Source organism: Synergistaceae bacterium (assembly GCA_012521675.1).
Lineage (GTDB): Bacteria > Synergistota > Synergistia > Synergistales > Aminobacteriaceae > JAAYLU01.
This window is the reverse complement of record JAAYLU010000076.1, coordinates 1-15,519: the sequence shown is the minus strand read 5'-3', so window position 1 is coordinate 15,519 and position 15,519 is coordinate 1. Positions and strand designations below refer to the sequence as shown.

11 protein-coding genes are annotated in these 15,519 nt (G+C 58.1%); 4 read left to right on the top strand and 7 right to left on the bottom strand.

Translation table 11 applies throughout. The features are described from left to right. Positions 1-765, bottom strand: a 765-nt coding sequence (locus GX181_07710; GenBank protein NLM71827.1) for a hypothetical protein, incomplete at its 3' end; no start/stop codon positions are given. Positions 766-802: 37 nt separating this feature from the next. Further along, the gene (locus tag GX181_07705) at positions 803-1,225 is read right to left on the bottom strand and encodes a PilZ domain-containing protein (GenBank protein ID NLM71826.1); all 423 of its coding nucleotides are present in this window, start codon (positions 1,223-1,225) and stop codon (positions 803-805) included. Positions 1,226-1,414: 189 nt separating this feature from the next. Here GX181_07705 and GX181_07700 point away from each other — a divergent pair, with 189 nt between their 5' ends. Continuing rightward, complete coding sequence (locus tag GX181_07700) at positions 1,415-3,088, top strand: hypothetical protein (protein ID NLM71825.1); 1,674 nt, start codon at positions 1,415-1,417, stop codon at positions 3,086-3,088. Positions 3,089-3,238: 150 nt separating this feature from the next. Continuing rightward, on the top strand, positions 3,239-4,408 hold the full coding sequence (locus tag GX181_07695) for an FprA family A-type flavoprotein (GenBank protein NLM71824.1): 1,170 nt from the start codon (positions 3,239-3,241) through the stop codon (positions 4,406-4,408). Positions 4,409-4,480: 72 nt separating this feature from the next. Here GX181_07695 and GX181_07690 read toward each other — a convergent pair whose 3' ends face one another. From GX181_07690 to GX181_07680, 3 genes are all read right to left on the bottom strand, one after another. Next, positions 4,481-5,278, bottom strand: coding sequence for a carbon-nitrogen family hydrolase (locus GX181_07690; GenBank protein NLM71823.1), 798 nt, complete (start codon positions 5,276-5,278; stop codon positions 4,481-4,483). Positions 5,279-5,429: 151 nt separating this feature from the next. Next, positions 5,430-6,368, bottom strand: a complete 939-nt coding sequence (locus GX181_07685) for a response regulator (protein NLM71822.1) — start codon at positions 6,366-6,368, stop codon at positions 5,430-5,432. 20 nt (positions 6,369-6,388) lie between these two features. Then, positions 6,389-9,553, bottom strand: a complete 3,165-nt coding sequence (locus tag GX181_07680; GenBank protein NLM71821.1) for a response regulator — start codon at positions 9,551-9,553, stop codon at positions 6,389-6,391. A gap of 793 nt (positions 9,554-10,346) precedes the next feature. On the opposite strand from GX181_07680, the gene trpC reads away from it, so the two are divergent. Further along, positions 10,347-11,102 carry an indole-3-glycerol phosphate synthase TrpC gene (trpC, locus tag GX181_07675; GenBank protein ID NLM71820.1) on the top strand — a complete coding sequence of 252 codons (756 nt, stop codon included), beginning with the start codon at positions 10,347-10,349 and terminating at the stop codon, positions 11,100-11,102. 511 nt (positions 11,103-11,613) lie between these two features. Then, positions 11,614-12,273, top strand: coding sequence for a DUF3298 domain-containing protein (locus GX181_07670; protein ID NLM71819.1), 660 nt, complete (start codon positions 11,614-11,616; stop codon positions 12,271-12,273). Between the two features lie 157 nt (positions 12,274-12,430). Here GX181_07670 and GX181_07665 read toward each other — a convergent pair whose 3' ends face one another. Further along, positions 12,431-12,847 carry a YjdF family protein gene (locus GX181_07665; GenBank protein NLM71818.1) on the bottom strand — a complete coding sequence of 139 codons (417 nt, stop codon included), beginning with the start codon at positions 12,845-12,847 and terminating at the stop codon, positions 12,431-12,433. 378 nt (positions 12,848-13,225) lie between these two features. Continuing rightward, positions 13,226-15,519 (bottom strand): hypothetical protein (locus GX181_07660; protein ID NLM71817.1); only part of this gene is annotated, 2,294 nt, incomplete at its 5' end.

Here is a 15,519-nt window from a genome sequence, read left to right as displayed (position 1 = left end):
GAAGGAGGGGCCGTCGAACCTGTGCACCGGGTGGTAGAGGAATCGCAGGTCCCGGTTCATCAGGAAGGGGTAGCCGTGGTCGTAAACCTTGACCGGGGCCAGCATGTCTCGCACGAAGCTGAAGTCGAAGGTCATGCCCGCGACTGCCGCGACCTTGCCGCCGATGATCACGGGCATGGAGTAGGTTACTATCTCCTCCCCCGTGTCGGAGAGGGTCAGGTCGCTCCAGTGGGGTGCGCCCGTGTCCAGCGGCTTCCAGAACCAGGCGGTGGAGGGGTTGTCCCTGTCGATGAGGTCGGCGGGGTTGAAGCCCTTGCTGTCCATGAACTTGAACAAGGAGTCAGAGTCAGGACGCTGAAAGCCCACCATGTACGCCGCTTTTACCCCGAATTGCTCGGGATTGAATATGATGAACAGGGATCGCGACTCGGGCGACTGGGCGCCGAGGTCGTTGATGAACTTGCCGTTCTGAGCCGCAAACTGTCTTGCTATGACATCGGCGATGTCCGGCTTCAGCATGTCCGGCGTCACCTTTGCGGTCATGAGGGCGGAGAGGGCCTTCAGCACCCCGTCGAAGCGATTGAACGTGGCGTCGAGCTCGTTGGCCAGCGAGCCCGCCACGGTTACTTCGTAGTCGTTCACCAGGCGCTGTATGCATCCCCCGGCTATGTTCATCGAATAAAAGGCTATGCCCGAGACGGAGACGACCAGCAGCGTCAGGACCACTCCCAGGATGCGGCTGCTGAGACTGTTGAATCTGATCATTTTACTCTCCTCCTTTGGAAAATGAAGGCGAGCCGTTTCATACGGGAGGCCTTCGAACTCTACCGTGCCTGAAGTCGGCGTACAGATCCACCAGTCTGAACAGCTCCTCTGGCGAGGGATTGGCGAATTCGACTCCCACTGTGAAAAGGCCCGGCTCTCTCAGATAGACTCTCAGAAAGCGTCCTTTAAGAAGAAAGAACGCGCTGCCCTTCGAAAAACGAAACATGGCCTCGGCTTTTTTTATAAGCTCCGGCCTCAGGGTGCGGCCCCTCCGGAACGGGTTGAATCTAACCCTCATACCCGCGACGCTGAGGTCGAGCACATCCGCTTGGTGCCACAGATCGTGCCCCAGCAGGCGGAAGTCCACGCGCAATAGGCAGGACACCCTGTCGAAACGTCGTTTGTCCCTGCCCGGCATAATAGTCCTTGCAGTGCGGCCCTTGGAAGAGCTACGAGGCATATATCCATCCTTCGCTATATTTTTTATCTACGGTTTAGTACACTTTTAGTATAGCGCCTTTCCAGTGTTTACGGTACCATAAGCTGTGATCATTACCGGCCACGGAGTGCAGTTATTTTTATTTTATAACAAGAGAGGCCGGGTGTCCAATGTCATGTATACAGGTTGGAGAAGGAGTGTCGATTGCTCATGAAAGAGCTGTTTGAGCGCACGGGGTTTCTATTGAACGGAGGCGTCCTGTCCCTCATTTCCGACAGGCTGGCCGAGCATGCGAAGAAGGGGATCATCCTGCGGCCGTCGGGAATGGATATGACAGTGATGGAGGCCTTCGGAACGGACTTGAAGAGCCTGTTCCTGGAGGGAAGGGCGGACGAGATAGAAAGCTCTTTCCCTTCTTCGCCTCTTCGCGACGACTACGATTGGTCCTACGTTCGGCTTGCAGGCGGCTGGCCGTGGGGAATCCGGCTGAGGGGAAGGCGTTGGACTGTTTATATTTTGCTGTCGGAGGTGCCATCCAAGGAGGTCCTGTGCGATCTGCCGGCCTTCGCGGGACTGATCGATATCTGGCAGAAACACCACAGAGTGGTGAGCGTCGAGGAGCGTCTTTCGCGGCTGGCCTACATGGTCCTGGCCACGAAAAGCACCTTGGCGTCGATCTTCGAGCCTATGAACCTGGAGTATTTCGCGGCCTTTCTGCGGGATGTGATGACCGAGAGCCTGTTCCCGTCGCGCCTTTCAATCCTGCTTGACAGGGGAGGGGAGCTGTCGCACCTGTGCGGAGAGAGGTTGCCCATGCCGACGCGAAGCGGCCTGTTTGCCCGGTCGATCCTCTCGCCTGCGTTGGTGCCTCTGGACGAGGGCACCCTTGAGCTGGTAGGACGCGATGTGTTTGAGGAGCTGGGGGAGGGGTGGTCGGCCATCCTTCCGATAATCGGAGAGGACGAGCGCCTGTTCTGCCTGCTCCGCTGGGAGGATCTCCCGGGGGAGGAGGAGCTGAACTTCATCGAGCTTCTGGGGAACGTCGCGTCGAAGGCCCTTTCGCTGGCGGCGATGAGGGAGGAGAACGAACAAAACCTCAAGATTATCTCAAGGAGGGTGTTTCTGCTAAACGCGCTCTACGAAGCCGGGCTCAAGTTCCTCGAGCAGACGACCAAGGAGGCGCTGCTACTTCGAATACTGGATGTCTTCGCCGAGCTGGCCCATTCATCCCGGACGATCCTCGTGGCCTGGCAGCCGCACGCGGGTGGTTACGTGCTCTTCGCATCGAAGGAGGAAGGCGTGGTTCAGCGCACCGGCAGGCCGATAGGCTTCCCGGCGGGAGAGATGCAAGGGCGGAGGCCCGAGTCGTTTCCCGTGGAGGACGCGGAGCGCATGTTCGGCCTGATGGAGGCCTCCGGACTGGCGTTGCCGGAGATCCTGGACGGAATGGAGAGGGTATATCCCCTCTGGGAAGAGGAGAAGCTTGCGGCTTTCATAGTGGTATCGGCGCCGCTGGAAGGGACCGCTGTCATGGACGTGGATACGTTGGAGATCCTCGCTCGCTCGGCGTCGTCGGCGCTGCCGGGAAGGGAGTGGGAGTCCTCGCGCCTGGCGTCGGGCAAGTACCTCAACGTCGCTGCTCTCGTGCACTGGGAGAGCGAGCGGATAAGAGGGGAGATCGCCGCCGCCGGAGGGTCGCCCGTCCTCATCAAGGGACCCGCCGAGGCGGACATCTCGTCTGAACAGGAGAGGCTCTGTCGGCTGGTCGTACGGATGGGGGACTCGACTGTCTGCGTCGCTGACGGAGCGACAAAACGGCTTGAGGAAGAGTTCCCGGCGAAAGACGGGTGGTTGGTCAGAAAGTTCCCGGCTGGACCGAGGTAATACGGTTACCGCTCGGCCTCGCGAGCGAGAGTTCTTTTCGAGGAGGCGGCCGGGCAAGAGCCTGGCGAGGTACGCGAAGAGGCGTGAATGAAACTCACGCCCTGCTTGGTACGGGGTCGGTCGTCGACCCCCGGGAAAGGAGAGGGAAAGATGAATAAAAGAGCCTTGAGCGACAGAGTAAGAATGATGGGCGCGGTGGACTGGAACAGACGTCTCTTCGACTCGCTGATCCCCCTGCCGGAGGGCACGAGCTACAACTCCTACCTAGTGGAGGGCAGCGAAAAGACAGCCCTCATAGACACGGCCGATCCGGCCCTGGCGCACGTGCTGATGCATCAGCTCGAGGACGTCGACCGAATCGACTACATCATATCGCTGCACACCGAGCAGGATCACTCGGGACTGATCCCCGCCGTGCTGGCCAAGTATCCGGGGGCTAGAGTGGTCTGCTCGACCAAGGCGAAGGAGCTGCTTGTCGACCACCTTCACCTCGACGAGGCCGTGATCGACGCTATGGACGACGGTACGACCCTGTCCCTGGGGGACAGGACCTTCACCTTCATCCACACGCCGTGGGTGCACTGGCCGGAGACCATGTGCGCCTACCTGCAGGAGGAGAAGATACTATTCTCGTGCGACTTTTTCGGATCCCACCTGGCCACGACGGACCTGTTCGCGGGGGAGTGCCCGATGATCTACGAGGGGGCCAAGCGCTACTACGCGGAGATCATGATGCCCTTCAGATCGATAGTGAAGACGAACATCAAGAAGGTGGAGCAGTACGACATCGCGATGATCGCCCCCAGTCACGGCCCGGTCTACGACAAGCCGGCATTCATAATGGACGCTTACCGCGACTGGACCTCGGACAGGGTGGAGAACACGGTGGTGATCCCTTACATCTCCATGCACGGCAGCACGGAGGTGATGGTCGACCACCTGCTGGCAGCCCTGGTCGACCGAGGGGTAAAGGTGCAGAAGTACGAGCTGAGCGTCACGGACATAGGCAAGCTGGCCATCGACCTGGTGGATGCCGCGACGATAGTCATCGGCACGCCGACTGTTCACTTCGGGCCTCACCCTGCGGTCTTCTCCGCGACGCACCTGGCCAACGCCCTTCGGCCCAAGGTGAAGTTCGCGGCCATAATTGGCTCCTACGGCTGGGGCACCAAGGCGGTGGAGCAGATCTCCGGGCTCATCCCGAACCTGAAGGTAGAGGTGCTCGGGACGGTGCTGTGCAAAGGATTGCCGCGAGAGGAGGACCTGAAGGCGCTGGACGACCTTGCAGAGACCATAGCGGCGAAGCACGCCGCTATGTAGGGGGGCCTTTGAGCGAGGCACAAAAAACAGGCCCCGGGACTCGCCTTGAGCCCCGGGGCCTTGTCGTCAGTCCTATTCAAGCGAGTAAAGCTCCGGCCTCCTGTCCTCGAAGACGGTGATCAGCTCCCTTGCCTCCTTGATCTCGTCCAGCTCTATAGTGGCGAAGGCGATCTGCTCCCTGTCCTCCCCCTCGAAGTATACCTCTCCCCGTGGCCCCAGAATCATGGAAGCGCCGGGGAAGGGGGTTTTCCCGGATGTGCCGCAGCGGTTGCACGCCGCTATGTATATCTGGTTCTCTATGGCCCTGGCTCGCAGCAGGGTTTTCCAGTGATCGACCCTCGCCGTCGGCCACTCCGCGCTTATGAAGAGCACCTGCGCCCCTTTCAGCGCGTAGGTGCGCACCCATTCGCAGAACCGGATATCGTAGCAGGTGACGCAACCCGCTCTCACGCCTTCGAGGTCGAAGAGGCAGGATTTCTCGCCTCCGACGAGGCGCTTGTCCTCGCCCATCAGGCGGAACAGATGTACCTTGTCGTACCAGGCGGCAAGGTCGCCCTGAGGGTTTATCACCTGCGCACGGTTGACGAAGCCTTCCTTTGTAGAGGCCAGCACCGAGCCTCCCGCGAACCAGACTCCGTACTCTTTCGCGATCTCCCCGAGGAACTCCGCGGCCTCGGCCCCCTCGGGGTCGGCCAGCTCTTCAGCCCTGTCGAGGGCATAGCCGGTGCTCCAAAGCTCCGGAAGGACAATTGCAGTGGTAAGATCCGATGGGACATAGAACGAGCCCATCCAGTCCTTCACCTTCCTGAAGTTATGCTCCCTGTCTCCTGCGGAGATGTCGAGCTGCAGCACACCCACCCTAAGTTTCATCGTTTGTTCCTCCATTCTCCGACTGCCGGTACATCATCTATTTTTACAACTTGCTCCCATGCCGGGCTATACAACGAACATCCCGGAGGAATTCGGGAAGCTCCGTCAAACTCGGTCATCCCTGGTTGCCTTCGATTCCGCCAAACCTCGATCATGTTCTTTGATCGACAACCAAGCAGCTTCCTGCTTCTTGCTTGGCCTTGTTCTTCAATTCAGCGCACATATCACAGACCTGCAGGTTGTTGGTATAGCCTCGCAGGGACAAGTCCACTCCCGCGATGCTGATGGAGATCAACGGATAGGTCGTCTCCACTCCTTTTCTGTTTTTCGACGCTATATAACCATTGGCGCGGTCTCTATCGTTATAAAACTCTTTGATCCCTTTATCAAACAACTCGATAAACCGGTTGGCAAGATCCAATGCCTTGTTTTTTTCAATTATCAGCACGAAGTCATCCCCGCCGAGATGACCAAGAAAGCCTTCGACGATTGCATGCTCCTTCATCACGGTCTGGAACAGGTCCGAAGTGTAGAGAATGACCTTGTCGCCATTTGCGAATCCGTAAGAGTCATTGTAGGCCTTGAAGTTGTCCAAGTCCGCATAAAATACAAAAGCTTGCCGGTCTGTTTCGAGCGCGGCGGTGATCGCCTTTTTTATGCTGTTGTTCCCGGGCAGGCCTGTAATGGGGTTCGCATCGAGGGCGAGATCGTACAAGCGCTTGAGCTCCGCCAACGCCTCGGCAAGCCTGATCTGGTTCCGAATCCTGGCCAGCACTACAACCGGGACAAAAGGCTTTGTTATATAGTCCGCCCCGCCGATAGTGAACGCCTGCGCCTCGTCCATGGACTCCGAGACGGCCGTGAGAAATATGACCGGGATGTCCTCGGTCTCGCCGTCCTTCTTCAGCAGTTTGCACACCTCGTAGCCGTTGATTGGATCCATCATGATATCAAGCAGGATTAAATCCGGACGTTTCTCTCTGGCCTGCTCGATGCCCTTGTAGCCGTCGGTCGCGAAATAGACGGTGTACTCCGGCGACAGGAGCTTTATCAGAATTTTGATCGCGTCCACGGAATCGTCGATGATCAAAATCTCGTTCTTACGCGCGCTCATGACATCTCCTCCAATGCCAGCCCCATGCTCTCCGTTGTTAAAACAAGCTGTTGCAGTGCCGAGTCAAACTGCAGATCATCCACAAGCGCCCTTATGTCGCGCCATTTCGCTTTTTCTTCGTCAGGATTCATTCTAACTATCAAATCTACAGTGTCGAGCGCGTCGGAGTTGTAAGATCGAAGCTGCTGATGCAGCGTCCGGATCGCTTTTTTCAACTGCTCCGGGTCGAGGTCGATGGATTTCTCCTCCGGCGGCCGATAGCCGCTCAAAAAGTCCTGGATGCCGTTCAACACCACATCGAGGTCCCTTGAGAAATCGGCGATGTCAGAGTCGGATACAGTACGATTCCTGAAGCCCTCCTCAAGTTTGCCCGCGGACAGGTACAGCTCTTTCGCCCCGAGCGTTCCGCTGTTGCCCTTGATCGTATGCACGAGCCGCTCGTTCACGTCGAGACGCCCGGCCTCGCTGTTGGAGGATATTTCGTTCATGGCGTCGGAGTAATGGTCGCAGAAGGACCTCAGCAGGTCGACATACATCTTCTCGTCGTTCAATATCCGGTTCATGCCGTCTGCCACGTCAATTCCGGCTATCTGAATGGCAGCGCCGCTCGTCTCGCCCGCTCCGACCAGGTCCTGCAAGAAGAGCTGTCCGCTCTCGGCGGCCTTCGGGGGAATGTACTTGACCAAGGCTTTAAAGAGGTTGCTGATCTCAATCGGCTTGTTCACCTGGTCGTCCATGCCGCAGGCCAGGTTTTTTTCGATCTCCGTGCTGATCGCATGGGCCGTCATGGCAACGATCGGAATGTCTCTGTACGGATTGTCCATCCTGCGGATCTTCATGGTGGCGGTTCGTCCGTCCATGACCGGCATCTGGACATCCATCAGGATCAAGTCGTAACGATGCTCGTCGGAGGATTCGAGGAGCTCCAGCACTTCCAATCCGTTGTTCGCGATCGTGACGGTCAATCCGGCATGAGTCAGAAGCTCATATGCGACCTGCTGGTTGATCTCGTTGTCCTCGGCCAGTATGATCTCGGCACCCTGAATGCATCCGACGTCCACCAGCTTGTCGGCCTTGACGAAGGTGCCCGTCCTTCGGCTCTGCAATCCGAAGATCTCCATGATCGTGTCAAACAGGTAAGACGGATTAACGGGCTTGTCCAAGAACTTTTCGACGCCCAGGTGTTTGGCGTCGAGCTTCACATCCTCCTTGGCAAAGGCGGAGAGCATCATTATCTCCGGGATGCTTACGGCGACCCCGGACTTTCTGAGGCTTTTTACCGTATCCAACCCGTTCATCCCGGGCATCATATAGTCGAGCACTATCAGCTGAGGTTCGATCTGCCGGCTCTCGATCATACGGAGGGCTTCGTCTCCGGACGTTGCCTCGTACACGGTGAAACGGAACGACTCCAGCATGTTACGGATAATATCCCTGGCGGCTTCGTTGTCGTCGACGACCAGGACCTTCAACCCCTGCAGTTCCGGAGACAGGGTCAAGGCGTTCCGATGCTGGTCGTCGTAGTTCATCACGACGTCGAAACAGAATGAACTCCCTCTGCCTGGTTCGCTTGTGACGGAGATCTTGCCGCCCATCATCTCGACGAGCTGTTTGCTGATGGTGAGACCGAGCCCCGTGCCCCCGAACTGCCTGCTTACCGAGGAATCCGCCTGTGAAAAGGGCTTGAACAGCTTGTCCATCTGTGCCTGCGTCATCCCGATCCCGGTGTCCCGAACCTCTAATTTCAGCCTGAGTCGCTCGGAATCCAACTCCTCCGATCTTATCGAGAATATGATGTGCCCTTTTTCAGTGAATTTCATCGCGTTGTTCGTCAAGTTTACAATTACTTGGCTCAATCGAAGCTGGTCGCCGACCAATTGATGTGGCGTCGTAGTTTCGACGTCGAATAAGAACTCCAGCCCCTTTTCTTCCGCCTTCAGCGAGAACAAATTGGACAGATTATGAAGAATTTCATTCAGATCGAATGGTCGATTATCCAAATCCATTTCTCTCGCCTCGATCTTGGAATAGTCGAGGATGTCGTTGATGAGGCCAAGAAGGTGCTTTGCGGAGCTGATGATTTTCCTCACGTAGTCCCTCTGCTTGGAGGACAGATCGGTGTTCTCCATAAGCTGCGAAAGCCCTATGATGGCATTCATCGGCGTCCGGATTTCATGGCTCATGTGCGCAAGAAAATCGCCTTTTGCGGCATTCGCATCCTCGGCCTTTTTCTCCATTTCCTTTGAAAGGGCCAGCGCATGTCGCAATTCCTCCCTTAAAGAAAGGAGTCGCAGCATAAAGAACGCGGCCAGGACGATGCCGATGTTCAGGATCAGCAAAAACCATTTGTACTGGATTATGATGTCCTTGACCGTGATCTGGCCGTAGTTCTCGTAAGGCCTTATCCTCAGGGCCTTCAGGGTGTTGTTTAGCCCGACGTAATTCTGCGGCACCGTCCATCCCGCGATATTGGCCATCTTTGCCGCCCGGTCGTCCGGCTTCATCTCCATCATCGCCAATGCGACCTCGTGCGCCAGGTCTCCATCCACATGGGTCAATCTTGCGACGGGCCACTTCGGGTAGATCTGCGTGGAGTGCAGGAAAGGGAAGCCGCAGCCGGTGCATCTATTTATGATCTTGATGTCCGATATGATGATTTTTCCCTCCTCCGCCATCTGCTCCAGTATGCCGGTCCGGGCGGCCCCCGCATCGTACTCGCCGTTCAGCACTCTGAAGACCGTTTGATCCTGAGTACCTGCGAAATCGACCTTTGTAAAGTCCTTGTATGGATCGATGCCGTGATCGAGGAACTCCTTCCACTGCATCTGCCACCCGCCGAAGGATTCTTTGTCGACCGCGACAAAGCTCTTCCCCTTTATGTCCTCCAACGTGTTTACCTCGGTATTTTCGGCTCTTGCAAAAATCGCGCCTCCGAAATGAATCATCTCTTCCCCGAGAAGTTGGTTTTTCAAAGTGAGCAACCTGCTGACTCCGTACTTCACCTCTAGCTCGATGTATATCGAGGGGTTGACCAGCACGAAGTCCACTTCCCTCCTCTCCACCGACTCGTTGATCTCGTCGAAGGCCAGAGGAACGATGAAAAACTCGTGATGCGGAATTTTATCGTTCAGGTATTCCGCCGTAGCCCCCCACAATTCCATGCACTGCTCATATCCTAGATTGGCCAGCACCCCGATTTTTACTTCACGGCCGCTCTTTGTCTGCACGTAGGGATGCTGCTTTGAGTCGGTACTTGCCGATTCATGATGCACCGAGAAAAGGAGTACGCTGAGTAATACCATCAGGAAAACTATGGAACAGAAGCCATATTTATAATTTTTCGTGCTCATTTTTCGTGTCCTTTGCATAGTATGTTTGAGTTTTCAAGGCATCCATTCCTCTTCATGCCATGACAGACATTATAAATCATTTGGTTTCAATATGGGCCGCTCTGCGGTGAATTCTTTCCCCGCACACCAAAAAATCAAGGGTCTTGACGAGATTCGGGTGGAAAAAAATCCCCGAGGTGGCTATTGACAGCGACGCGGAGGTGTGGTACGGTTTTTCGCAGTCGAAAATAGGAGGTTAATCCTATGGTTCGTGGCATACTTTCGTCAACATGGTCGTGGCAGGCGTGAATGCCTGCCGCCGACGACCCTTGAAGCTCGCGATATAGCATAGACGCGCGTTTTCTTGGCCGTGGAGGCAGGTCCCTATGGGGATCCAGCTCTGCGGCCTTTTTTTTTATTTTTCCCTGCGGGGGAGAGAGGCCGGACAGGTTTCTCTCCCCCGCATATTTTTTACACGAAGAGGCAGCGCCATTTTGTGAGTACTCTCTGGAAGGTGATTGACGGCAGTGACCTAGAGCGAGCGAAAGTGAAGAGGATGAGCGTGGTTTAAGCGAATAAGCGGGCTGTTCCACAGTCCGCATGACCCAAAGAGGAGGTAGAGGACATGATAATGCAGCAGATTATGAGGCAGAAGGCGGTCGAGGTGGCTGAGATGACATCCCCGCGCAGGAGCCTGTCCAAGGCGCTTAAGGACGACGGGCTGTCCGTGATAGCGGAGATAATGAGGGCGTCCCCGAGCAGCGGGACGATAAACGGCGACCTGGACGTCGCCGCTCAGCTCGCCTCTTACGAAAGGGGAGGCGCAAACGCGGTCTCGGTGTTCACTGACCAGGTCTTCTTCGGCGGTGGGCCGGAGGACCTGAGACGCCTAAGGGCCAGGACGAGACTTCCGATTCTGAGGAAGGACTTCATCGTGAGCGAGGTGCAGGTGTACGAAAGCCTCTTCCTCGGGGCGGACGCGTTGCTGCTGATCGCCTCGACGCTCGACAAGAAGAGGTTGTGCGAACTGGCGGCGCTCACCTCCTCCCTCGGCATGGAGACAATGATAGAGGTACACGATGAGGACGAGCTGCACGCGGCTTTGGAGGCGGACCCGCGGATCCTTGGCATAAACAATCGCGACCTGAACGACTTCACGCTTGACCTGCGCACCACGGAGCGACTGATGGACGCGCTGCGCGAGGCGGAGGGCGAGGGCAGGCGCACGGTGGTCGCCGAGAGCGGGATAAAGGACGAAGAGGACGTTCGCTACCTGGCCGGTACCGGTGTGGACGCAATCCTGGTCGGGGAGACCCTGATGCGCGCGGGCGACCCGGCGGGCGCGATACGGGCGCTAAAGGACGGTAGGCGCGCTGCGTGACATTCATCAAGATCCGCGGGATGACCAGGCAGAGCGATGTGGACGCGGCGGCGGGGCTCGGTGTCGACGCGCTGGGTTTTCTCCTGGTGGAGGCCAGTCCGCGGCATATTTCTCTGAAGGATGCCTCGGAGCTGGCCGGCCGGGTCCCGACGGGGGTTCGCCGTGTGGCGGTGATGCGCTCGTCATGGCACGCCCGCGGCGCAGGTCGCCGACGGCGTGATCGTCGGCAGCGCGCTAATCTTGACTCTGGAGCCGTGCGGTGCAGACAGAGAGCTGCTCACGGCGAAGACGACACAGTTCATCGGCGCCCTGAGAAAGGCGGTGGACACGGCGGGGTAGAGGCTATGATAAGAGCAAGGCTTCTACGTACAAAAAGCCATTTCTTCATATAAAATTGACTCATTCATTCTCACTGCTGTCCAAGATAACTCTGATCAATGAATTGTTTCCGGTGTTTCCAAAACTTATTTTGGACAAGAGTGAATCCAAATGAAAACAAGGAGGTGATCCTATGCGCGCGTGTCGTGTGTGTGTTGCCGTGCTGATCCTCGCGGTCCTGATGGCGGGGGTCGCGTGCGGGGCGACGGTGACCTACAGGAAGCAGGTCGACGGGGTAAGGACCACCGTCACTCCAGTGATAGGTGGGATGAGTCCCGAGGTTGAGCGGGCCGTGAACGAGGCCCTGGAGTCCTTGGTGGAGGCCGAGGTGGCATCTGCGACGAGCGAAGAGGAGCCGATGGAGCATGTCATGGAGGGCTTGGCGGAGCTGGTGGGAGCTTCTCTTCTCAGCTTCTCGTTCTACGAGATGGTCTGTTACGAATGGGCGGCCCATCCATCCAGCAGGATGTGGGGCATCACCTTCGACTCGGCTACGGGCGACGAGATCCTGCTAGGGGATCTATTCATTGCCGGGAGCGACTGGCGGGACTCGGTCGACCGCCTTGTCCGCCGCGAGGTCGCAAGGCAGGAAGCGGAGGAAGGTCTCGTGCTGGGCGACGACGGTTGTCCCGACCTGTCACGGTACTCAGACCAGTTCTTCCTGCGCCCGGGGCGGCTGGTCTTCTTCTGGATGATCTACCAGTTCACACCGCCTTGTTGCGGCCATCCGGAGTTCGAGCTACCGATCAGCGAGTTGATGCCTTATCTCAACCCCGACTACTCGCCGTGGTGAAGAGGAAAATTCTTCATCGTTGTTACAACAGTTGGAACTACCGAGTAGCAGGGCCTACCAACGAAACCTTGAGATGGTTTTGCTACACAATGATTGATCGCAGCTCTCCAAAGAAGGATGAAGACCCCTATGTGCCGGTTTATTCTCAACCCTGCCTTCAACGCCCCCTGTGTTTCTTCTTCTTTTTCGCCTGCTTCTGCAGGCGCTTGCGCTCTTTCGTCTCTTCCCGGCGGAGCTTGGCCGTTTTCTTTCGCTCGACGCCGCGCGCCTCTCGTTCTCTCTGAAGCGCAGCCTGGGCTTTCGTCGAGGCCCCTTGCGCCGACGCGATTTCTCTTCGAATCTCTCTCTGCCTCCGCTTGGGATTCATTGATGAAACAGGGAGCTTCGGCGCCTCGACTGATTCCTTTGCCGCGTCCAGGGTTTCACAGATTGCGAGGTGTGCGAACGCAATAACGTCCTGTTCAGTAGGTTCGCATCCGAATACGGTCCGCACCGCTTTCAGCACGCCGTCATCGTTGCGTTCGGCAACCCCCGCCCAGAACTGGCCGTCGTGGTACACAGTCACTACAACCATACCTATCCCTCCGAAAGACAATACTCCAGGAATAGGCAATGGACAGCCGCTACAGCGGCAGGTTACTGGAACCTCGTCGGAGGTTCGCCCGGACTACCGGCCGGGCCGTGTTTTCTTGCCCTTGAAAGCGTTCTCTGTTTTTCTTGCTGGACAGCATAATACATCTCCCGCTCGCAACTGTCCAGAGATGCGCTACGATTCCGTAATAAGAGCGAAAACCGCCTATGGCGGATGTGCGGAAAAAGTGTATAATATCGCAGGCTTTTCTTTCGAGGCGACTCTTTTCGGAGGAAGGACCGTACTATTCACAGGAAGGAGGGGTCGTCATGGATTGGGAGAGAACTCCGGCCGACACGGTAGTCGTTGAAAGCGAGGAGATCACGCTGCGCGACGTGGTGCAGGCGGCGGCCGATGGTGTGGACACGCCCGAGGCCCTAATGGAGGTCTTCGGCCTCGAAGAGGGGACTGCGGGAACAGAGCACTTCCAGTCGATTCTGGACGTATTTCTTCCTGCCATCGCACGCATGAGGATAGGCGGATGCGGCGGCGGGTGAGCGGGCTGTTCCGGCAGCTGTTAGCTGCCTTTGGAAGAAGGACCGGCCGTCGCGTCCCTCGAGAACGCGGCGGCCTGTTTTTTATGTCGTTCGATCCTGCGCCGACACGGCAACCCCCGCCTCCCTGCAACTCGGGTGCGTCTGGTGTCGACTCCGTGGTCCTGATGCCGTTCCCGAAGTTGGTCACCCAGACCTCCCCGGTAGAGTAGGGATTGACGAAGACTCTCTCGGGCTGCCGGAAGGGGTATGAGCGAACCGTCTCGAATGATGGGCTTCCCTTTCGGCGGTCTTCGGTGTACCAGAGGCCCTGTCCCTCCGTCGTCACGAACATCCCCCCGCCTGGGAGGGGAGTGCAGGAGGCGACCCTATCTATGGCCGTCCCTGTGACCCGGGTCCAGCTCCTCCCGCGATCCGTGGTCCTGTACAGCCCTCCCTGGCCTGCCGCCGGGCCGCCCCATCCGCTGAACACGCCGGCGTACCATGTGTTCTGCTCCGAGTCGTCAGGGTCGACCACCACATCCCTAGTCCAGTACTTCATCCCCGGATCCGAGAGATCCGTCCACCTGTTCGACGCCGGGTCGTACAAGAATACGCCGGAGCTGGCGGTAAAGCCCGCAGGCCCCCTCCTGCCCGAGTAGGAACACAGCAGCTTGCCGTCCTTCAGCGCCGTTATCGACGCAGGGTGCCCCTCCGTCCGCGGAGGCGCGGGGAGCCTGGTCCAGGTCGACCTCGCGAGCTTGTCCAGGTCCTCGCACCTGTAGATGCCTCCCGCCCCCGAGCCTCCCCCGTGATGGACCACGGACGCCCAGGCCCTGTTCGGGTTCGACGGGTCGAGCTCGATCCAGTAGACCGGGTGGCCGAAGACCTTCAGGTCGAGCCATGTCCTGCCCTTGTCGGTGGAGTACATTATCTTGCCGTTTGCGTCCTTGACGTCGAGGCGGTCGTCCCCCAGGCGAGTGCTTTGGTAGATGTCGTGCACGTCGGAGCAGGCCAGGAAGAGGGTCCCGTTTTTCGGGTGCTGCGCGATCCTGTAACTCGTGTTGGCCTGAAGTCCGGAGTAGTCGAAGCTCCAGCTCCTGCCTCCGTCCGTGCTCCTGATCCCTCTGATATCGGAGAAGCACGCCCAGAGGGTCTGCCTGTCGATCCAGTGCACCTGCCAGCATGATGTGACCTCGAGGCCGGCGCTGGAGTAGGATTTCCCCTTCGGCGTGGCCCTTCCGGCGGGGTTGTCCCCTTTGGAGTAGGCCTGGCGCCAGCTTGCGCCCCCGTCCCTGGAGGTGTGGATGAAGCCTAGATCGCTGAAGCAGAGCACGTTCGGGTCGTCTCGGTCGACCGCCAGCGACATGGCGCACTCGCCGTAGGTCCAGTCCCTATCGCCCCCTGCGCCGCTCCAAGCCGTCACGACGTTCCGGTTTGCATCCGTCAAGAGGATGTTCCTCCAGCTGGCACCAGCGTCCGTGGTCTTAAGCACGATCGGCTCCCCCCGGTCGTTCGACCCTGCCAGATAGACCGTCTCCGTGTCGTTCCCGGCCATGCCGAGGAAGACGGGGAAGTCCCTCTCCTTGCGTATGCCGTTGCTCTTTGATGTCCACTCGTCCGAGCCGTCCTCCAAGGAGTAGACTCCCCTGAAGAAGCCCCAGTAGTCCGTCCCCGGCATTCCGGGATAGATCGAGTTCTCCCCCGCGGTGAGGCAGAAGAGGTGGACCTTGCCGCCTTTCTTCGCCCCTGCGAAGGACCAGATGGCCTCGCCCGAGGGAATCCCTCGAAAGTTCGCCATAGAGAAGGTCGATCCGCCGTCGGTCGATACCAGGACCCCGTCTCCCGTGCCTATGAACACTCTATTTCCGTCGAAGAAGGCCCCGGCTACCGCGACCCCGTTTCCGCCCCTCGCCCTGTGAATGCTCCTGAAGGAGCCGCCGCCATCGGCGGAGAAGAATATCTCCTCGTAGTGAGAGATGAGAATGCGCCTCGGGTCGTCGTAGTCCGCGAGGATCGAGAAGAGCTCCTCGTGGTCGTCGGGGTTGCCCGGGAGCCTGGTCCACGTTCGGCCTCCGTCCGTGCTCTTCACCGGCAGAGTCATATCGTTCGAGTAGTCTATGCAGTAGAGCAGTCCCGTGG